Here is a 20787-nt window from a genome sequence, read left to right on the forward strand (position 1 = left end):
ATAATGGGGAGAAAAGCGGAACGGCAACGGGAAGAAAGGGGGGTGCGGCGACATGTGCGGCTTTGTCCATTTGCACGTGCACAGCGAATACAGCCTGCTGGACGGCGCGGCGCGCATCCGGGATTTGACGGCGCGGGCCGCGGAGCTCGGCATGAAGGCGCTGGCGCTGACGGACCACGGGGTCATGTACGGCGCCGTCGCGTTCTATAAAGCTTGCAAGGAGCGGGGCATCAAGCCGATCGTCGGGATGGAGGCGTACGTGGCGGCCGGGTCCCGGCACGAGAAGGCGTCCCGCAAGGAGCAGCCGACCTACCATTTGACGCTGCTGGCGAAGAACGAGACCGGGTACCGCAATTTGATGAAGCTGTCGTCCATCGGCCATTTGGAAGGGTACTACTACCGCCCCCGGATCGATTTCGAAGCGTTGTCGGCCCACGCGGAAGGGTTGGTCTGCCTGAGCGGCTGCCTGGCGGGAGAGCTCTCCCAGCTTCTGCTCGCGGACAAGTACGACGAGGCGAAAGCCGTCGCGCTCCGTTACCGGGAGCTGTTCGGCGAAGACTATTTCCTGGAAATCCAGGACCACGGCATGCTGGAACAAAAGAAGACGTCCGCCGGGCTGATCCGGCTCGCGGAAGAGACGGGCATCCCGCTCGCGGCGACGAACGATTCCCATTACCTGAACCAGGAGGATCATGCGCTCCAGGACGTGCTCCTATGCATCGGAACGGGCAAAACGCTGGAAGACCCGGACCGGTTCAAAATCGAATCGACCCAGCTGTACCTGAAGAGCGGAGAGGAAATGTCGGCTTTGTTCCGGCATGTGCCGGAGGCGGTGGCCAACGCGGGGGCGATCGCGGAGCGCTGCAACCTGGAGCTCGGCTTCGGCGGCCACGTGCTGCCGAAGTTCGCTCCGCTGCCGGACGGGATGGACGCCGGGGCATACCTGGCCTCCCTGTGCCGGGACGGCCTGGAAGCCAGGTACGGCGGGACGCCGCAATGGCGGGACGGGGAGTTCCGCCGGGAAGCAGAAGCCCGGCTGCTGTACGAGCTCGAGGTGATCGGGCGGATGGGCTTCGACGATTACTTCCTGATCGTCTGGGATTTCATCCGATTCGCCAGGGAGCAGGGCATCGCGACGGGGCCCGGCAGGGGTTCGTCCGCCGGCAGCTTGGTCGCGTACGCGCTGCGCATCACGGACGTGGACCCGATCGCGCATAAGCTGCTGTTCGAGCGGTTCCTGAACCCGGAGCGGGTGACGATGCCCGACATCGACATCGACTTCAGCGACGAGCGGCGCGACGAGGTCATCCGTTACGTGTCGGAGAAGTACGGCCGCGAACGGGTCGCCCAGATCATCACGTTCGGGACGCTGGCCGCCCGGGCCGCGGTGAGGGACGTCGGCCGCGTCATGAACGTGCCTTACGGGGAGGTCGACAAGGCGGCCAAGCTCATTCCCGGCATGCCGGGCATGTCGATCGAACGGGCGATGAAGGAAAGCCCGGAATTCCGCGCGCTGGCGGAAGGAGGCGGACGCGCCGGGGAGCTCGTGGCGATGGCCCGGCGCGTCGAGGGCATGCCGAGGCACGCCTCCACGCACGCCGCGGGCGTCGTGATCGCGCCGACGCCGCTGACGGATTACGTGCCGCTGCAGGAGGGAACGGACGGCGTTCCCCTGACGCAATACTCCATGGAACATCTGGAAGCGATCGGGCTGCTGAAAATGGACTTCCTGGGTTTGCGGACCTTGTCGATCATCGAGCGGACGCTGGCGTGGATCCGCGAGACGACGGGACGCGTGCTTCGTTGGGAAGACGTGCCCATGACGGACGAAGCGACGTACGCGCTGCTCAGCCGGGGGGACACGACGGGCATTTTCCAGCTAGAAGGCTCGGGCGTGCGGCGCGTGCTCAAGGAGCTGAAGCCTTCTTCATTCGAGGACATTATTTCGGTGCTGGCGCTGTACCGGCCGGGGCCGATGGAGTTCATTCCGCAGTTCGTCCGGACAAGGCACGGCCAAGCCCAGGCGGAGTATCCCCATCCGTCCCTGGAGCCGATCCTGAAAGACACGTACGGCATCATCGTCTATCAGGAGCAGATCATGCAGATCGCTTCGTCCATGGCGGGCTTCTCGCTCGGACAAGCGGATTTGCTGCGCCGGGCGGTCGGCAAGAAGAAACGGGAGATTCTGGACGAGCAGCGGCAATATTTCGTGTCGGGCAGTCTGCAGATGGGTTACGGGGAAGAAGAAGCGAACCACGTCTACGACATGATCGTCCGGTTCGCGGATTACGGTTTCCCCCGCGCGCACGCCGCCGCCTACGCGGTGCTCGCTTTCCGGACGGCTTATCTCAAAGCCCACTATCCCGTGCCGTTTATGGCGTCGATGCTCACGTCCGTGATCGGGAACCAACGCAAAACGGCCGAATACGTGGACGAATGCCGGCATATGGGTATTCCGGTGCTGCCGCCGGACGTGAACGAGAGCGGCGTGCTGTTCACGCCGGTTGCGCCGGCGGACGGAAGCGGCAGCGGCGATGCGGGCGCAACGGGCCCTGCAGGCGCAAAGGATGCATCGGGGGGCACGTCGGGTGCAACGGGGGCTGCGGGTCCGTCCGGCGTTATGGGCGCGATCCGCTTCGGGCTGGCTGCCGTGAAGAACGTCGGCACGCAGGCGATCGAGGCGATCCTGAAGGAACGCCGGGAGCGCCGGTTCGATTCGCTCGGCGACTTGTGCCGACGCGTCGATTCCCGCGTGTGCAACAAGCGGGTGATCGAATCGCTGCTGCTGGCCGGCGCGTTCGGGTCGCTGCCCGGCCATCGCGCGCAGCAGCTCGCGGCGCTGGACGAGGCGCTGGAGGCGGCCGCCAAATGGCGCAAAGAGCGCGAGGAGCTGCAGATCGAGCTGTTCGCCGATTTCGGCGATTCGCCGAACTGGGACGTGGAGCTGCCGGAGGTGTCGGCTTTCGGCGCCGCGCAGACGCTGGAGCTGGAGCGGGAGCTGCTCGGGCTGTATTTGTCCGGGCATCCGCTGGACGAATACGAAAGCCTATTGGACGAGCTGAAGCTGGAACGGCTGGTCGATTTGGGCGAAGCGCCCGACGAGTCCTCCGCGCTGACGGCGGGCATGGTCGTATCGGTCAAACCTTTCGTCACGCGCAAGGGACAGCCGATGGCGTTCCTGGAAATCGAGGACCGGATCATGACCGTGGAGCTGGTCGCGTTCCCGTCGGTATGGAAGAACGCGTCGTCCTTCGTCAAGAAAGGCGCGCTGCTCTTGGTGCGGGCGAAGGTGCAGCAGGGGGACGAAGATTTCAAGCTGCTCGCCGACGACCTGCTGCCGCTCGATGCGCCGGACTTGTGCCGGCAAGCGGAGCGGCTTCGCCGGCTGATGGCGGCCCCGGCCTCTCCCGGACGGGAACGTTCGGATCGCGGGGCTCCCCGCGCCGCTGCCAGGCCGGAGACAGGGAAGCCGGCCGCCGGCAACAGGGAAGCCGGGAACCCGGCGATCGCCGCTGCGGCCCCGGCGGTGACTTCGGCTGCCGCCGCGGTTGCCCCGAAGGCTTCGCCGGCGCAGCGGGCCTATATCCGAATAGACGAGACGCACGAGACGTCCGAGGTGTTGGCCCGCTTGAAATCGCTGCTGTCGGAGCATCCCGGCCCGCTGCGCACGGTGCTGCACTACGACCGCGGCCACCGCTCGGTCATGCTGTCGGAAGACTTAAGCATCCATCCATCTCCGGATCTCACCGGGCGGATCGAAGAACTGATGGGCAAAGGGAGCTTCCGGATCAAATAACCGGCAGCTCCCTTTTTCTATCCGGAATATTAGCGGATCTGTGGATAGGATACGCAATTGCGGCGGTTGGGTGGAAAGTTCGGCTTAATAGTGGATGTGGTACGCTAATTCTGCGGTTGAGCGGAAGGTTCGACGGAATAGTGGATGTAGTACGCTAATTCTGCGGTTGGGTGGAAGGTTCGGCTGAATAGTGGATGTGGTACGCTAATTCTGCGGTTGAGCGGAAGGTTCGACGGAATAGTGGATGTAGTACGCTAATTCTGCGGTTGGGTGGAAGGTTCGGCTGAATAGTGGATGTGGTACGCTAATTCTGCGGTTGAGCGGAAGGTTCGACGGAATAGTGGATGTAGTACGCTAATTCTGCGGTTGGGTGGAAGGTTCGGCTGAATAGTGGATGTGGTACGCTAATTCTGCGGTTGAGCGGAAGGTTCGACGGAATAGTGGATGTAGTACGCTAATTCTGCGGTTGGGTGGAAGGTTCGACGGAATAGTGGATGTGGTACGCTAATTCGGCAGATGGACGGAAGGTTCGACGGAATAGTGGAAGTGGTACGCTAATTCTGCGGTTGGGTGGAAGGCTCGGCTGAATAGTGGATGTGGTACGCTAATTCGGCGTTTAAGCATTGGTTGAATAGCGCATGTGATACGCTATTACGGCGCTTGAGAGGAAAGTTCGGCTGTACTGGACGGGTCACCCGCAATGAACCGTCAGGGACGGAGGTCTCCCTGACGGTTTATTCTTTTTCGGCTAACGTCCCATCAGCTTGGAATCGCGGGGCAGCAGCGCGGCGAAGAGGCCGAGCAGCGGCAGGAAGGCGCAGATGCGCATCACGGGCGCGACGCCGGCATGGTCGATCAACCAGCCGAGCGCGACCGAGCCCAGCCCGCCCATGCCGAATGACAAGCCGAAGAACAAACCCGCGATCATCCCGACCCTCCCGGGCAGCATCTCCTGCGCGTAGACGATGATGACGGAGAAGCCCGACATCAGGATGGCGCCGATCGCGAAGCAGAGCACGGTCGCGGCGACCGGACCTGCATGGGGCAGCCAGATGGAGAACGGCGCGGTGCCGAGAATCGAGAACCAGATCATGTTTTTCCGGCCGTATCGGTCGGCGAGCGGTCCGCCGAGCAGCGTGCCGAGCATGCCCGCGAATTGGAGGACGAACAGCGCGGTTTGGGCCCGGCCGAGCGATAAATGATACGTTTCCGTGAAATAGAACGCGTAATACCCCGTCATGCTCGCCAAATAGACGAATTTGGAAAACAGCAGCACGATCAGCACGCCCAGCACGAGAACCACGAACCCTCTCGTCCGGCCGGGGTTCCCCTCGGCCGCCGCACTCCGTTCCGTCTTCGCGGAGCCGCGGGCGCGCGCGGCATACCACCGGCTGACGTACGCTTGAAGGAGAATGCCGGCCGCGGCGGGCAGCGTCAGCCACAGGAACCCGCGCTGGCCGGCCGGCACGATCAGGAAGGCGGCCAACAAGGGAGCGAGCGCTTGCCCGGTATTGCCGCCGACCTGGAAGATCGACTGCGCCAAGCCTTTGCCTCGGCCGGCGGCCAGATGCGCCACGCGGGAAGACTTGGGGTGCAGGACGGAGGAGCCGATCCCGATCAAAGCGGCGGACACGATCAGCATCGCCAGGCCGGGGGAGAAGGCGAGCCCCGCCATGCCGAGCAGCGTGAAGGCCATACCGAGCGGCAAAAGAATGGGCAAAGGTTTGCGGTCCGTGTAAGCCCCGATCAGCGGCTGCAGGATCGAAGCGGTGACGTTAAGCGTGAAGGCCACCCAGCCGATCTGGGTGAAGGAAAGCTTGAGCGATTGCTGGAAGACGGGGAACACCGCCGGCACGAGGTTTTGCATCGCGTCGTTCAGCAAATGCGCCGTGCTGACCCCCAGCAAGGCGACGTTGGCCGCTTGCCTGACCGTAACGGCCTGAACGGATGGAGAGGAAGACAAACGGATCATCCTTTCGTTTTTCCCCTATCGTAGGCCGGTAGCGGACGGGCCGTCTTCGCGATTGTTGCCCGGGTGCCGGGCGATTTTTGCTATAATGGACCCAGGTGATCCCCGATGATTGTCAAACTGGCAACGCCGCGGCTGGAACTGTGGCGGATTTCCGGAAATTACTCCAATACGCCGCACGTTCACGGAGAAGATTACCAGGTCACCGTGCCGATCGGCGGGACATGCCGCTTTACGATGGAGAACAAGCCGTACGAGCTGACGGGCGGATGCGGCATCGTCCAGCATCCGAACGACCGCCATTCTTTCGAAATCGACGAAAGCTCCGGCGTGATCATTTTCAAAGTCCGGCAAGACGGCTGGTCGGATCTTGCCCGAGGGGAACGGGTGGAGTTCTCCGTTCTCCAACGGTTCGATCCCATCCTGTTAAGCGATAAATTCCGCCGGTGGTCGAACGCGCTGATGGACGGAGATCCGCTCGACCCGCTCGCGCAGGGAGAAACGGAATCGCAGGTTGTCCGGTATTTGTTCGGCGCGGTCACCGGCAACTTCGGCGCGGGAGCGGACGCGGAACCCCTGCGGACTTCAAGGGAACGCGATCCGCATGTGGGCCGGGCTTTGGAGTATTTGCACGCGCACTACAAAGAGGAGATCCGCATCGAAACGCTGTCGCAGGTCGCCCTGATGAGCCGGCATCACTTCATCCGCTCGTTTAAAGCGGCGATCGGCGTCTCCCCGTACCAATACGTGCAAAGGCTGAGGATCGAGGAGGCAAAGAGGCTGCTCCGGCAATCCGACGCATCCGTCACGGAGATCGGCCTTGCGCTCGGCTTTTCCAGCATCAGCCCGTTCTACCGGGCGTTCCGCAAAACGGTCGGAATCGCGCCCGAATCGTATCGGAACGAAACCGCTTCCGGCATGCGATAGAAGGAACGGCCGCATCCGCGCGCTAACGTCCCGCGAATCCCTTGACGGGGGCGGGATGGGACGCCCTTTTGTTGCTAGTCTCTCGATGGATGTGCTATGATTCGATTGTTGCAGTCCTTTATCCAATCTTTAAAATCAGCATTCACAATGGGGGTTCCGCTTCATGTGGACGGTCATTTACATTGCGCCGACCGCGAAGATTGCCGAACGGATTCAATCCCGTTTGACCGAGCAAGGGTTCCTCGTTCGAGTGCGCCCCATCAATTTGACCAAACCTCAGTACGAAATATTGGTACCGTCCGGCGAAGTGCGCGAAGTTCAGGAAGTGCTGGGCAGCATCCTGACTCCCTGAAACCCGAAATTCCCGCGCCCCGTCCCCAGACTGGCAACGTCTGTACAGAAGCGGAACGTTTCCATGGAGATCGGACCGCCATTTTTTTCGCCTTGTGAGGTGTCGCTGTGTTCAAGGATTTGTTTCAAAAGAAAAAATACGCCGTCGTCCCTTCCGAACGGGTCAGCGCGGAACGTCCCAAGCGCGAGATCCCGGAAGGTCTCATGAACAAATGCCCGAAATGCGGCACGATCCAGTTCAGCAAGGAGCTGGAGAAAAACCAGAAGGTCTGCTCCTCCTGCGGCCACCATTTCCGGCTGAGCGCCCATGAACGGATCGCCATGACGATCGACGAAGGAACGTTCTCCGAAATCGACGCGGACTTGGTGTCCCAAGACCCGCTGAATTTCCCCGGCTACGCGGGCAAGCTCGAGCAGCAGAAAGCGAGCTCGGGGCTGAAAGACGCGATCGTCACCGGCGAAGGGGAAATCGGCGGCTTCCGCGTCGTCATCGGCGTCATGAGTTTCGATTTTTTCACCGGCAGCATGGGCTCCGTGGTCGGCGAGAAGGTGACCCGGGCCATCGAACGCGCGGCCGAGAAGCAACTCCCGCTCCTCCTTTTCTCCACGTCCGGCGGAGCCCGGATGCAGGAGAGCATCCTGAGCCTCATGCAGATGGCGAAAACGAGCGCGGCGCTCGCGCGGTTCCAGGACCAGGGCGGCCTGTTCATCTCAGTCTTCACGGATCCGACGCTCGGCGGCGTGTCCGCCAGCTTCGCCAGCCTCGGCGATTACAACCTGGCCGAGCCCGGCGCGATCGTCGGCTTCGCCGGCCGGATCGTCATCGAGCAGACGATCCGCCAGAAGCTGCCGGACAACTTCCAGACGGCCGAATTCAACCTGAAGCACGGCCAACTGGATAAAGTCGTCCATCGGAAGGACATGAAGTCGTTCCTGACCAAGCTGCTCGACATGCATTCGGCGAAAGGGGATCCGGCAGATGTCTCTTGAGCTCCCGTTCGAGAAACCCCTCGCAGAGCTTCGCAAGAAAATCGACGAGTTGAAAAAGTTCGGCGCGGAACGGCAGATCGATTTCACCGACGAAATCGGCAGGCTGGAGCTGCGTTACCAAGAGCTGGAGCAGGAAATTTACGGGAACCTGACGGCGGCGCAGATCATGCACCTGGCCCGCCACCATGCGCGGCCGACGACGCTGGACTACATTCCCCATGTTTTCACGGATTTCATCGAACTGCACGGCGACCGCGTGTTCGCCGACGATCTCGCGATCGTCGGCGGATTGGCCAAGCTGAACGGCGTCCCGGTGACGGTCGTCGGCCATCAGCGCGGCAAGGATACGAAGGACAACATCCAGCGGTTCTTCGGCAGCCCGCACCCGGAAGGGTTCCGGAAGGCGCTGCGGTTCATGCAGCAGGCCAACAAGTTCGGCCGCCCCATCATCACCTTCATCGATACCAAAGGGGCCTATCCCGGGGACACCGCCGAAGAGCGGGGCCAGTCCGAGGCGATCGCCCGCAACCTGCACGCGATGTCGACGTTCGGCGTCCCGATCATTTGCGTGGTCATCGGCGAAGGCGGCAGCGGCGGCGCGCTGGCGCTCGGCGTCGGCAACCGGGTCCTGATGCTGGAGAACGCGATTTACTCCGTCATTTCGCCTAACGGCGCCGCGTCCATCCTTTGGAAGGATGCGTCCAAGGCGGACCAAGCCGCCGAGACGATGAAAATCACCGCCAAGGACCTGCTGGAATTCGGCGTCATCGAAGAGGTGATCCCCGAACCTTACGGGGGCGCCCACCGCGACTTGCCGGTGCAGGCCGAGGCGATCAAAGAAGCGCTCTGGAGACATATGCGGGAGCTTTCCGCCCTGTCGCCGGAGCAGCTTATGGAAGACCGTTACGCCAAGTTCCGCAAAGTCGGCGTTTTCGCCGAGGAAGCGGCGCCGCTGCCGGTCACCGAATAAAACGTTTCGCCCCGCTCAACTGCCATCCGCTTTTTCCCGGGTTGTCTGTACATTTTCCGGGAAATCGTGTATGGTAGTTTTCGGGTTTAAGCACGGATGGATAAACGGAGGAAAGAGAAATCATGCGCAAAACCAAAATCGTCTGCACCATCGGACCGTCCAGCGAGTCTCTCGAAAACATCAAGAAACTGATCGCCGCCGGCATGAACGTGGCCCGCCTCAACTTCTCCCACGGGGATTTCGAGGAACACGGCCGCCGCATCCAAACGATTCGGCAGGCGTGCCGGGAACTGAACAAAACCGTGGCCATCCTGCTAGACACCAAAGGACCCGAGATCCGGCTCGGCAAGCTGAAGGAAGAGCCGATCGAGCTGATTCAGGGCGAGACGATCACCTTGACCACCCAGGAAATCCTCGGAGATAAAGACCGGATTCCGGTCACGTACGCGGATCTGCCGTCCGACGTGCATGTCGGATCGACGATATTGATCGACGACGGCTTGATCGGATTGACCGTGGAAGACATCCAGGGCACGGAAATCAAATGCCGCATCGTCAACAGCGGTCCGATCAAGAGCAAGAAAGGCGTCAACGTTCCCGGCGTCGCCATTTCCATGCCGGGTCTCACGGAGAAAGACATCGGCGACATCAAATTCGGCATCGAGCAGAACATCGATTTCATCGCCGCTTCTTTCGTGCGCCGCGCGAGCGACGTGCTGGAGATCCGCGAGCTGCTCGAACGCCATGAAGCCCGCCATATCCAGATCATTTCCAAAATCGAAAACCAGCAGGGCGTGGACAACCTCGACGAAATCCTCGACGTGTCCGACGGCCTGATGGTCGCGCGCGGCGACCTCGGCGTGGAAATCCCGGCCGAAGAAGTGCCGCTCGTGCAGAAGCGCATGATCGAGAAGTGCAACCGCGCCGGCAAGCCGGTCATCACCGCGACCCAAATGCTCGATTCGATGCAGCGCAATCCGCGCCCGACGCGCGCGGAAGCTTCCGACGTCGCGAACGCGATTTTCGACGGCACGGACGCCATCATGCTGTCCGGCGAAACCGCGGCCGGCAAATACCCGGTCGAATCCGTCGAGACGATGGCCCGCATCGCGGTTCGCGCGGAATCCGCGCTTCCGTACCGCGAAATCTTCATGAAGCAGGCGCAATCCCAGCAAATTTCCGTGACCGAAGCGATCAGCCAGGCGGTGGCCAATTCGGCCCTCGACCTCGACGCCCGGGCGATCGTGACGTCCACCGAGAGCGGTTATACGGCCCGCATGGTTTCCAAATACCGTCCGAAATCGCCGATTATCGCGGTCACGCCGATCGAGCAGGTCAAACGCCGGCTGCAGCTGGTGTGGGGCGTGATCCCGGTGCTGGGCACGCCGGCGACGACGACGGACGAAATGTTCGACATCGCCGTGAAAGGCGCGATGGACTCCGGCTTCGTCCGCCTCGGCGACACGATCGTCATTACCGCGGGCGTACCGGTCGGCCGTTCCGGCACGACGAACCTGATCAAAATCCATAACGTCGGCGAGTTGATCGCCCAGGGCCAAGGCATCGGATCGCTCAGCGCGACGGGCAAAGTCGTCGTCGCCTCCTCGCCGGAGGAAGCCGTCCGCAAAATGGCGCCGGGCGCCATTCTGGTCGCTCCTTCCACCGATAAGGAGTACATGCCGGCATTCGAGCAGGCGGCTGCCGTCATCACGGAATGCGGGGGCATCACCTGCCACGCGGCCGTAGTCGGCTTGAACCTGGGCATTCCGGTCGTCGTCGGCGTAGACGGGGCGACGAGCCGGCTTCGCGACGGCATGGAAGTGACCGTGTACTCCGAGAAAGGCTTGATCTATTCGGGCCAAGCCAAAGTCCTGTAATCGAGCGGATAGATGTTGAAAGCGACGGCCGAGCCGTCGCTTTTCTCGCTTAAGGAAGGAAGGAATGCCGCATGAAAACCTGGTTTCTGCATGCGCTGCGGGTCCGTTACCAGGAGACCGACCGAATGAAAGTCGTCTACCATGCCAATTACTTGAACTGGTTCGAAATCGGGCGCACCGAATGGGTGCGGCACGCGGGGATCTCCTACCGGGACATGGAGGAACGGGGGCTGTTGCTTCCGGTGCTGCATCTCGAGGCATCGTTCCGGGCTCCGGCGCGATACGACGATTGGGTCACCGTGTGCACCCATCTGGAGGAGATGTCCCCGCTGCGCGTTCGCTTTCAATCCCGCATCGTCAGCGGCGATCTGACGGCCGAGCACGGGGATTCCTTGCAGGCGGAGGAGCCGGAAGGCGAAATGCTTGTCGAGGGCGGCACCCGGCACGTCTGGGTGAACGAAGCCTGGAAGCCGATCCGGCTCGACCGGGAAGCCCCGGAGTTGTATGGGAAAATGAAGGCTCTCGCCTCGAAATAACGGAAATCGGAACAAGCCGCCGCGGCCAACGGCGGCTTTTTACGTGCATTTTACCGAATGCGCGCTTCAATTTTACACAGGGATAACATAATAGAAAGATAAGGGGAGATACGCTCTTTTATCCATATTCGGAATGCAGGGGAGAAACCGGACATGAAAAAGGGAACGCGCCAGTCGCCGTCGTATCGGCCGGTAAACCGATATTTAAATCGGGATCTGAGCTGGATCGAATTCAACAGACGCGTGCTGGAGGAAGCCGAGGACGCCGCGACGCCGCTCTTGGAACGGCTCCAGTTCCTGGCCATCACGGCCAGCAACCTCGACGAATTCATGGGGGTGCGCGTGGCGGGACTGAAGGACCAGCGCAAGGCCGGGATGAACAAAACCGACTTTACCGGTTATACGCCCCAGGGCTTGATCAAGCGGGTCATGAAACGGACGGAACGGTTCATCCGCGATCAATACCGGACGTACCGGGAGCTCATGCGGCTGATGGCGCGCGAAGGCGTATTCATCGCGTCATGGGAAGAGTTGTCGACCGCGCAGCGGGAAGCGATGAAACAGTATTTCCAGGACATCGTCTACCCGGTGCTGACTCCGATGGCCGTCGACGTCAGCCGCCCGTTCCCCTTGGTCCACAGCCGCGAGGTGTATTTGGCCGTCGTGCTTCGTCCGCTTGCGCCGAACGCCCGCCATGAGGAACGGACCTATTGCGCCATCGTGCAGGTACCGTCGATTCTGCCCCGCACGATCCCCGTGCCGGGACGGGGCAATAGCCGCAAGATGACGTTCCTGATGCTGGAAGAGCTGATCAAGGAGCAGATCGGCCTGCTGTTCAGCGGGTACGCCACGGAGGCGGTGCACGCCTTCCGCATTACGCGGAATTCGGATCTCACCTTGAACGAGGAAGAAGCGGAGGATCTGCTGCAGGAGCTCGAGAAGGAGCTGCGCAGACGCCGCCGGGGCTTTCCCGTGCGCCTGGAGATCGAGAAAGGCATGCATCCCAGCGCGCTCGAAATGTTGAAGGACGAACTCGAGCTCGACGACGGCGTTTTCGAGATCGAAGGGCCGCTCGACCTTTCGTTCCTGTCCAAATTCGCGGGTTCGCTGACGAATTTCGATCACCTCCGCTATCCCAAGGTAGAGCCGGCGTATCCCGTGGAATTCGAAGAAGGGGAAGACATCATGGGCGTCATCCGGGAGCGGGACGTGCTGGTGTACCATCCGTACGAATCGTTCGAAGCGGTTCACGACTTTCTGATCGAGGCGGCGGCGGATCCGGAAGTGCTGGCCATCAAAATGACGCTGTACCGCGTGGACGCCCATTCGGTGCTGGTTCAGGCGCTCGTGAAGGCGGCGGAGTCGGGCAAACAGGTGACCGTCGTCGTCGAGATCAAAGCGCGGTTCGACGAAGAGCGCAACATCGCCTGGGCCCGGCAGCTGGAAAAGGCGGGCTGCCACGTCGTTTACGGGCTTGCCGGGCTCAAAACCCACGCGAAGGTCACGCTGGTCGTCCGGAGGGAGGCGGGAGCGCTTCGCCGTTACGTACACGTCGGTACCGGCAACTACAACGAGAGCACCGCCAAGCTTTACACGGATGCCGGCTTGTTCACCTGCCATCCCGACATCGGGGCGGACGCCTCCGCGCTGTTCAACGAGATGACGGGCTACTCGACCCCGCATGATTGGCGGGCGTTCGCGGTGGCGCCGGACGCGCTGAAGCCGAAGCTGTTCGACCTCATCGACCGGGAAATCCGGTTCGCCCGCGAGGGGCGGGACGCCCGTATCATCGCGAAGATGAATTCGCTGTCGAACCAGCAAATGATCGACAAGCTATATGAAGCCTCCCAGGCCGGGGTTTGCATCGAGCTGATCGTGCGGGGGGTGTGCTGCCTGCGGCCGGGGGTCCCGGGGCTAAGCGAGAACATCCGGGTCGTCAGCATCGTGGACCGCTTTCTGGAGCACTCCCGGATCCTGGCGGTTTCCGCGGGCGGCGAGGACGAGGTATACATCTCCAGCGCGGACTGGATGACGCGGAATTTGACCCGCCGCGTGGAGGTCATGTGCCCGGTGTATGACTCGGGGCTTCGCGCGATGCTGGTCAATTTGCTGCGCATGAATTTGCTGGATAACGTAAAAGCCCGGGAACTGACCCCGGGCGGAGGTTACGCGAGAGTGGAGGGAGGCGGCCAGACGCCTCTGCGCAGCCAATTCGAGCTGGCGGACATTCCGCTCTGGAAGACGGTGGCTTCGGCGGCGGAGGATTAAGCCTCCGACAATACGGGGACGCGTCCCCAGATTTTCTTGAACTCTTTCGCGTGCGCTTCGACTTCCTTTTTTTCCACGGCCAGAGATTGCGCGGCTTCCGCCTTCAACAGCAGTTTGCCGGGGGCTGGCGCAGCCGTCAGGGAGCGGATCGCCTGCGATTCGCTGCGGTCCAAGGCGGCGGCGAGCTGGAGGATCGACCCCAGTTTGGCCGCCGCTTCTGCGTCTCCTTCCCGCAGCAGGGAGCGGAAGGGAGCGAGGCGGCGCCGGAGCGAACCGGCGCCTTTGTAAGAGGCGATCGCCGCCGTCAGCAAGGTTTCGCGGTGGGACAGCCCGTACCAATGCGTATGGACCAGCATGTAGAACGTATGGTCCGCGTTATCGTTCAAGTCGATTGCCGCCCCGATCTTGAACAGCCTTGCCGCCGCGTCCAGCCACGTTCCGGCGTTTTCCGGAAGGTCGGCTTCGGCTTCGAGGGCGCGATAGACCGCCATGGCCAAGCCGCGGACTTGAGCCAAGTGCTCCGAGGGCGCGGTGGGATACAAGGCGTTCAGGTTGCGGATGCTCGATTCCAGCACCGGGTTGCCGCCTTCTTGGGCAAAACCGGGCAAGCAGGTCTCGAAAAACAGCCCGTCGCGGATCCCGGTCCCGCACACGACGAGCTTGTCCGCGCCGATGTGCCGCCAAACCGCCGAAAGGATGGCCAGGCCGGGCACGATGACCTCGGCCCGGTCTTTGGACAAGCCCGGAAGCTTGCCGCGGGCAGCGGCCGGTTTGTCCGCCAGCCGATCGAGCGCGTCCGCGAGCTCGCGTTCGGACTGCTCGTACCCGTGCAGCAAGGGGAACGGATAGTCCGTTTCCCGTTGGCGGAGCTTGGCGAACGCGCGGACGGTGCCGCCGAGTCCGATCAGGGGAAGTCCCGGCCGTTCGGAAATCCAAGGCAGCGCGTCCAGTTGCCGGCTGACTTCCCGGCGGATTTCTTCCAGCCGGTCGGCGGACACGGGGCCGTCGCCCAGCTCGAATCGGCTCGCCGTATTGACGCATCCGAACGGAAAGGAGACCGACCGGAGCGTCTTCCGATCCCGGAGCAGCGTGATTTCCGTGCTGCCGCCCCCGATGTCGACGACGTACCCTTCGGTCAGATTCAGCGTGCGGAGCATGGCTTCGCTTCCGAACCGCGCTTCTTCTTCCCCGGAGAGCACCTCGATGCGCAGGTCCGTGGCCTTGGAGAGCCGCCGGATCACGGCATCCCGGTTTTTGGCCGCCCGGAGGGCGGCCGTGGCGACCGCGCGGATCTTGCGCGTGCCGTGCATGCGGCAGATCCGGAGATAGTGGATCAGCACGTCCGCCAGTTCGTCCACGGCTTCGTCCGGGAGATGGCCGTCCGCGGTCAGCTTCTTGCTGAGCCTCGCGGACCAGCGCCCCTGGTCGATCAGCCGGTAGGCGCCCCCAGCCGAATATTGATAAACCGCCAGCCGGACCGTATTCGAGCCGATGTCGATCATTCCCGCCACTTCCGATAAGCTCATGAGGCACCTCGCGGACATATTGTCGAAGTCTATTCCGGATCATTGTATCATTGGGCGGGCCGGCGGCAAAAGAACCTTTATGATGCCGATAAAACAATTTGATGCCGGGCTCGGTTTCTTTCGCCGACGAAATCGTTTATCATTAAAAAAAGGTGCGAAATCCTTGGAATCCTGCGTTTTGCGCGTTTTTTGGAGCATGACCATGGGCTCCCGCGCATGGAATCATCCTCCCCCGATCCGGGGCGCGCTTCGGATCCGGCATTTCCCGAACAAAGGAGAGAGAAACATGACGGCAACCAAAGGCCTCGAGGGCATCGTCGCCGCGTCCTCGTCGATCAGTTCCATCATCGACGGCGTGCTGACGTACCGCGGCATCAACATTGACGAACTTGCGGAAAAAGCGACTTTCGAGGAAGTCGCATACCTGTTATGGCATGGCAAGCTGCCGACCCAGGCGGAGCTGGATCAACTGATCGCGCAATTGGGCGACTATGCCGCCGTCCCCGCGGAAGTCATTAACGGCCTCCGGCTGTATCCGAAAAACAGCAACGCGATGGCCGCGCTCCGGACGGCCGTGTCCAGCCTCGCGCTGTACGACCCGGCATCGGACGACATGAGCCGCGAAGCCAACGTTCTGAAAGCGGTGAAACTGCAAGCCCAGCTTCCGACGATCGTGGCGGCTTTCGCCCGCATCCGCGAAGGCAAAGAGCCGGTCGCGCCGAAGAAAGGCGTAGGCATCGCGCATAATTTCCTGTACATGCTGACCGGGGAAGAGCCCGCCGCCGTGGCCGTAGAAGCCATGAACAAGGCGCTCGTCCTGCATGCCGACCATGAGCTGAACGCTTCCACGTTCGCGGCCCGCGTCACGGTAGCCACGCTGTCCGACATCTACTCGGGCGTGACTTCCGCGATCGGCGCTCTCAAAGGACCGCTGCACGGCGGCGCCAACGAAGCGGTCATGGTCATGCTGGATGAGATCGGTTCTCCGGACAAAGTCGAGTCCTACATCCAGAACAAGCTGAACAACAAAGAGAAGATCATGGGCTTCGGCCACCGGGTATACCGCAACGGCGATCCGCGCGCGAAGCACCTGCAGGCGATGTCCCGCCAGCTGGGCGAGCTGAAAGGCAACATGACGCTGTACAACATGTCCGTGCAGATCGAAGAGCTCGTCACCGGGCAGAAGGGGCTGAAGCCGAACGTCGACTTCTATTCCGCTTCCTGCTACACGATGCTCGGCATCCCGCGCGACCTGTTCACGCCGATCTTCGCGGTCAGCCGGGTGTCCGGATGGACGGCCCACATTCTCGAGCAATACGGCGACAACCGGCTCATCCGCCCGCGCGCGGAATACGTCGGACCGGTCGACCAGCATTACGTCCCGATTTCCCAGCGGGGCTGAATTCAACAGACGCGTTTACCGGCGGACAGCCCGCTTGCGCGCGTTCGCGCGGGGGCTGAATGCCGGTTTCTTGCGAAAAATCGAAATGGAGGAAATCAAGCATGCAACTCGAAAAATTCGCCGCACCCACGTCCGGCCAACCGATTACCGTAACGAACGGCGTCCTGAACGTCCCGAACAACCCGATCATCCCGTTCATCGAAGGGGACGGAACGGGCCGCGATATATGGCGCGCTTCCAAGCGCGTGTTGGACGCGGCCGTCGAGAAAGCCTATAAAGGCGAGAAGCAAATCGCTTGGTACGAAGTGTTTGCCGGCGAGAAAGCATTCAATACTTACGGTGAGTGGCTGCCGAACGATACGCTCACCGCGATCCGCGAATACATCATCGCCATCAAGGGACCGTTGACGACGCCGATCGGCGGCGGCATCCGCTCCCTGAACGTGGCGCTCCGCCAAGAGCTGGACCTGTACGTTTGCTTGCGTCCGGTCCGCTACTTCCAAGGCGTGCCTTCCCCGGTCAAACGTCCGGAGCTCGTCGACATGGTCATTTTCCGCGAGAACACGGAAGACATCTACGCGGGCATCGAGTACCAAGCCGAGACGGCCGACGTGAAGAAGGTCATCGAATTCCTGCAGAAGGAAATGGGCGTCAAGAAAATCCGCTTCCCGGAAACGTCCGGCATCGGCATCAAGCCGGTATCCTCGGAAGGCTCCAAACGTCTGGTCCGCGCCGCGATCGAATACGCGATCAAGCACAAGCGCAAATCCGTCACGCTGGTGCATAAAGGCAACATCATGAAGTTCACCGAGGGCGCGTTCAAGAACTGGGGCTACGAAGTGGCCGAAACCGAGTTCGCGGACAAAACCTTCACGTGGGGACAATACGACAAAATCAAAGCCGAGCAGGGCGAGGAAGCCGCCAATGCGGCGCAGAAGGCCGCGCTGGACGCCGGCAAAGTCCTGATCAAGGACGCCATCGCCGACATCGCGCTGCAGCAGGTCTTGACGCGTCCGACCGACTTCGACGTCATCGCGACGCTGAACCTGAACGGCGACTACTTGTCCGACGCCCTCGCGGCCCAAGTCGGCGGCATCGGCATCGCGCCCGGTGCCAACATCAACTATGTAACCGGACACGCGATTTTCGAGGCGACGCACGGCACCGCTCCGAAATACGCCGACAAAGACGTCGTCAACCCGGGCTCCGTCATCCTGTCCGGCGTCATGATGTTCGAGCACCTCGGCTGGCTGGAAGCGGCCGACTTGATCTACAAAGGCATGGAGCAATCCATCGCGAACAAAACGGTCACCTACGATTTCGCGCGTCTGATGGAAGGCGCGACCGAGATCAAGTGCTCCGCGTTCGCGGACGAGATCATCAAGAATATGTAACCCAGGGTCCCTTGTCTAAGGGATTCGCCCACCCCTTAAATCCCCCTCCCGCCGGGAGGGGGATTCTCGTTATCGTCCCACCCTCTAAGGAATTCGCCCACCCCCTAAGTCCCCCTCCCCCGGTAGGGGGATCCCGAGGCGCTCAGGAATTCGCCCACCCCCTAAGTCCCCCTCCCCCGGTAGGGGGATCCCGAGGCGCTCAGGAATTCGCCCCCCCCCGAAGTCCCCCACCCCCCGGAGGGGGATCCCGAGGCGCTCAGGAATTCGCCCCCCCCCGAAGTCCCCCACCCCCCGGAGGGGGATCCCGAGGCGCTCAGGAATTCGCCCCCCCCCGAAGTCCCCCACCCCCCGGAGGGGGATCCCGAGGCGCTCAGGAATTCGCCCCCCCCCGAAGTCCCCCACCCCCCGGAGGGGGATCCCGAGGCGCTCAGGAATTCGCCCACCCCCTAAGTCCCCCTCCCCCAGGAGGGGGATCCCGAGGCGCTCCGCCCTCTGGACACCCGGATTAAGAGCCTCGTGCTGCGGGAGACGTTGGCGGAGGAACGGTGGGGTAGAGGTGCGTGGGACTGCGCGGCTTGGCTCGTCGGCGGTTTCTCTCTCGAGAAAACTTGCCGACTTGCCTTTTTTATGGCCTACTTTGCTTGTGCCCGCTCGCCAGCATAGGCCGTAACGGCAGAAAGCGTACCACATACGCTATACCGCCAAAGCCCACGCCGAACCGATCGATTAGCGTAGTACATACGATATATCGTCAAAGCCCACGTCGAACCGATCAATTAGCGTACCACATACGCTATACCGCCAAAGCCCACGTCAAACCGATCAATTAGCGTACTACATACGCTATACCGCCAAAGCCCACGCCGCACCGAGCAATTAGCGTACTACATACGCTATCCCGCCAAAGCCCACGCCGAACCGCTCAATTAGCGTACTACATCCGCTATACCGCCAAAGCCCACGCCGCACCGAGCAATTAGCGTACTACATACGCTATCCCGCCAAAGCCCACGCCGAACCGCTCAATTAGCGTACTACATCCGCTATACCGCCAAAGCCCACGCCGCACCGAGCAATTAGCGTACTACATACGCTATACCGCCAAAGCCCACGCCGAACCGATCGATTAGCGTACTACATACGCTATATCGTCAAAGCACACGCCGAACCGATCGATTCGCGTACCACATACGCTATACCGTCAAAGCCCACGTCGAACCGATCAATTAGCGTACCACATACGCTATACCGCCAAAGCCCACGCCGCACCGAGCAATTAGCGTACTACATACGCTATACCGCCAAAGTCCACGCCGAACCGATCGATAAGCGTACTACATACGCTATACCGCCAAAGCCCACGCCGACCCGATCAATTAGCGTACTACATACGCTATACCGCCTAAGTCCACGCCGAACCGATCGATTAGCGTACTACATACGCTATACCGCCAAAGCCCACGCCGAACCGATCAATTAGCGTACTACATACGCTATACCGCCAAAGTCCACGCCGAACCGATCGATTAGCGTACTACATACGCTATACCGCCAAAGCCCACGCCGAACCGATCGATTAGCGTACCACATACGCTAAATCTTCTGAACCCATGCCGGGATGCGCAAATGTCGCGCTGCTAGGCATGGAATCCGGGTTGAATGGCTATAATGCGTTAAATGTGTATGGTTTACCATCTGAAGGAGGGCATTTCGGTTATGGCGATTCAACGTGCGAAGATTACCGTCGTGGGCGCGGGGTTCACGGGGGCGACGACGGCGCTGATGCTGGCGCAGAAGGAACTGGGGGACGTCGTGCTGCTCGACATTCCGCAGCTCGAGAACCCGACCAAAGGCAAGGCGCTGGATATGCTCGAATCCACGCCGGTGCAAGGCGTAGATGCCCGGATCGTCGGCACGGCCGATTATCGGGATTCCGCGAACTCCGACGTCGTCATCATCACCGCCGGAGTGGCGCGCAAGCCGGGCATGAGCCGCGACGATCTGGTGAGCACGAACGCCGGCATCGTCAAGTCGGTGTGCGAGCAAGTCAAAGCGACCAGTCCGAACGCATACGTCATCATCCTGTCCAACCCGGTCGACGCGATGACCTACGTGGCGCACCGAACGCTCGGTTTCCCGAAAAACCGGGTCATCGGACAATCCGGCGTCCTCGATACGGCACGTTACAACACGTTCCTGGCGGAGGCGCTGAACGTATCCGTCGAAGACGTGCGAGGCGTCGTACTCGGCGGCCACGGAGACGATATGGTCCCGCTGGTCCGATACACGACGGTCGGCGGCATCCCGGTCGAGAAGTTGCTGCCCAAGGAGCAAATTGACGCGATCGTGCAGCGTACCCGCGTCGGCGGCGGGGAAATCGTCAACCTGCTCGGCAACGGCAGCGCCTATTACGCGCCGGCGGCTTCGCTCGTCCAGATGACCGAAGCGATCCTGAAGGACAAGAAGCGCATCCTTCCGGTCATCGCCCTGCTGCAAGGAGAATACGGCTATCAAGACCTGTTCATTGGCGTGCTGGCCGTACTGGGCGGAGACGGCATCGAAAAAATCATGGAAATCGAGTTGACGGCGGAAGAGAAAGCCGCGCTGGACAAATCGGCCGAATCCGTCCGCAATGTCATCAAAGTCGTCGAAAACGCCTGATCTTGGCCGTAAAACGGGAAGCTCCGACCCGAGGCAACCGCCTAGGGCCGGAGCCTTTTATTCGGCACCATCGCGAGCGCGCCGTTATCCGACTTTCCCGTACAACTTGCCCGAAACCCC

13 protein-coding genes are annotated in these 20787 nt (G+C 61.6%); 11 read left to right on the top strand and 2 right to left on the bottom strand.

Annotation, left to right across the window (positions count from 1 at the left end):
- Nucleotides 1–52: 52 nt before the first annotated feature.
- On the top strand, nt 53–3796 hold the full coding sequence (locus PTZ19_RS10245) for a DNA polymerase III subunit alpha (RefSeq protein WP_276354179.1): 3744 nt from the start codon (nt 53–55) through the stop codon (nt 3794–3796).
- Nucleotides 3797–4544: 748 nt separating this feature from the next.
- Here the strand turns inward: PTZ19_RS10245 and PTZ19_RS10250 are convergent.
- The gene (locus tag PTZ19_RS10250; RefSeq protein ID WP_276354181.1) at nt 4545–5768 is read right to left on the bottom strand and encodes an MFS transporter; all 1224 of its coding nucleotides are present in this window, start codon (nt 5766–5768) and stop codon (nt 4545–4547) included.
- Nucleotides 5769–5873: 105 nt separating this feature from the next.
- On the opposite strand from PTZ19_RS10250, the gene PTZ19_RS10255 reads away from it, so the two are divergent.
- From PTZ19_RS10255 to ppk1, 7 genes are all read left to right on the top strand, one after another.
- Nucleotides 5874–6692, top strand: a complete 819-nt coding sequence (locus PTZ19_RS10255) for an AraC family transcriptional regulator (RefSeq protein WP_276354182.1) — start codon at nt 5874–5876, stop codon at nt 6690–6692.
- Nucleotides 6693–6855: 163 nt separating this feature from the next.
- On the top strand, nt 6856–7044 hold the full coding sequence (locus PTZ19_RS10260; RefSeq protein ID WP_276354183.1) for a glutamate decarboxylase: 189 nt from the start codon (nt 6856–6858) through the stop codon (nt 7042–7044).
- 107 nt (nt 7045–7151) lie between these two features.
- Nucleotides 7152–8033, top strand: coding sequence for an acetyl-CoA carboxylase, carboxyltransferase subunit beta (accD, locus tag PTZ19_RS10265; protein ID WP_276354184.1), 882 nt, complete (start codon nt 7152–7154; stop codon nt 8031–8033).
- Nucleotides 8023–9003, top strand: coding sequence for an acetyl-CoA carboxylase carboxyltransferase subunit alpha (locus tag PTZ19_RS10270; protein WP_276354185.1), 981 nt, complete (start codon nt 8023–8025; stop codon nt 9001–9003). The genes accD and PTZ19_RS10270 overlap by 11 nt, the downstream gene beginning before the upstream one ends.
- Before the next feature lie 122 nt (nt 9004–9125).
- Entirely contained in the window at nt 9126–10880 is a 1755-nt protein-coding gene (pyk, locus tag PTZ19_RS10275; protein ID WP_276354186.1) for a pyruvate kinase, read from the top strand.
- Between the two features lie 71 nt (nt 10881–10951).
- A complete protein-coding gene (locus PTZ19_RS10280; RefSeq protein WP_276354188.1) occupies nt 10952–11416 on the top strand; it encodes an acyl-CoA thioesterase in 465 nt (154 codons plus the stop codon).
- A 153-nt stretch (nt 11417–11569) separates the two neighbouring features.
- Nucleotides 11570–13684 carry a polyphosphate kinase 1 gene (ppk1, locus tag PTZ19_RS10285; protein WP_276354189.1) on the top strand — a complete coding sequence of 705 codons (2115 nt, stop codon included), beginning with the start codon at nt 11570–11572 and terminating at the stop codon, nt 13682–13684.
- Here the strand turns inward: ppk1 and PTZ19_RS10290 are convergent.
- Nucleotides 13681–15210, bottom strand: a complete 1530-nt coding sequence (locus PTZ19_RS10290; protein WP_276354191.1) for a Ppx/GppA phosphatase family protein — start codon at nt 15208–15210, stop codon at nt 13681–13683. The two genes, ppk1 and PTZ19_RS10290, sit on opposite strands and share 4 nt — an antisense overlap.
- A gap of 286 nt (nt 15211–15496) precedes the next feature.
- On the opposite strand from PTZ19_RS10290, the gene citZ reads away from it, so the two are divergent.
- The 3 genes from citZ (at nt 15497) to mdh (ending at nt 20667) form a co-directional block, all read left to right on the top strand.
- The gene (gene citZ / locus PTZ19_RS10295) at nt 15497–16612 is read left to right on the top strand and encodes a citrate synthase (RefSeq protein WP_276354193.1); all 1116 of its coding nucleotides are present in this window, start codon (nt 15497–15499) and stop codon (nt 16610–16612) included.
- Nucleotides 16613–16713: 101 nt separating this feature from the next.
- Complete coding sequence (gene icd, locus PTZ19_RS10300; protein ID WP_276354195.1) at nt 16714–18006, top strand: NADP-dependent isocitrate dehydrogenase; 1293 nt, start codon at nt 16714–16716, stop codon at nt 18004–18006.
- Nucleotides 18007–19722: 1716 nt separating this feature from the next.
- Nucleotides 19723–20667, top strand: coding sequence for a malate dehydrogenase (mdh, locus tag PTZ19_RS10305; protein ID WP_276354198.1), 945 nt, complete (start codon nt 19723–19725; stop codon nt 20665–20667).
- The last annotated feature ends 120 nt before the right edge of the window (nt 20668–20787 follow it).

The sequence above is a fragment of the Cohnella caldifontis genome, assembly GCF_029360585.1.
Classification (GTDB): domain Bacteria; phylum Bacillota; class Bacilli; order Paenibacillales; family Paenibacillaceae; genus Cohnella; species Cohnella caldifontis.

Excerpts from the sequence above, each read along its gene's own strand:
- pyk (WP_276354186.1), top strand. The coding sequence starts at position 9,126 with ATGCGCAAAACCAAAATCGTCTGCACCATCGGACCGTCCAGCGAGTCT.
- PTZ19_RS10255 (WP_276354182.1), top strand. The coding sequence starts at position 5,874 with ATGATTGTCAAACTGGCAACGCCGCGGCTGGAACTGTGGCGGATTTCC.
- mdh (WP_276354198.1), top strand. The coding sequence starts at position 19,723 with ATGGCGATTCAACGTGCGAAGATTACCGTCGTGGGCGCGGGGTTCACG.
- PTZ19_RS10270 (WP_276354185.1), top strand. The coding sequence starts at position 8,023 with ATGTCTCTTGAGCTCCCGTTCGAGAAACCCCTCGCAGAGCTTCGCAAG.
- PTZ19_RS10280 (WP_276354188.1), top strand. The coding sequence starts at position 10,952 with ATGAAAACCTGGTTTCTGCATGCGCTGCGGGTCCGTTACCAGGAGACC.
- PTZ19_RS10290 (WP_276354191.1), bottom strand. The coding sequence starts at position 15,210 with ATGAGCTTATCGGAAGTGGCGGGAATGATCGACATCGGCTCGAATACG.
- citZ (WP_276354193.1), top strand. The coding sequence starts at position 15,497 with ATGACGGCAACCAAAGGCCTCGAGGGCATCGTCGCCGCGTCCTCGTCG.
- icd (WP_276354195.1), top strand. The coding sequence starts at position 16,714 with ATGCAACTCGAAAAATTCGCCGCACCCACGTCCGGCCAACCGATTACC.
- PTZ19_RS10260 (WP_276354183.1), top strand. The coding sequence starts at position 6,856 with ATGTGGACGGTCATTTACATTGCGCCGACCGCGAAGATTGCCGAACGG.
- ppk1 (WP_276354189.1), top strand. The coding sequence starts at position 11,570 with ATGAAAAAGGGAACGCGCCAGTCGCCGTCGTATCGGCCGGTAAACCGA.
- PTZ19_RS10245 (WP_276354179.1), top strand. The coding sequence starts at position 53 with ATGTGCGGCTTTGTCCATTTGCACGTGCACAGCGAATACAGCCTGCTG.
- PTZ19_RS10250 (WP_276354181.1), bottom strand. The coding sequence starts at position 5,768 with ATGATCCGTTTGTCTTCCTCTCCATCCGTTCAGGCCGTTACGGTCAGG.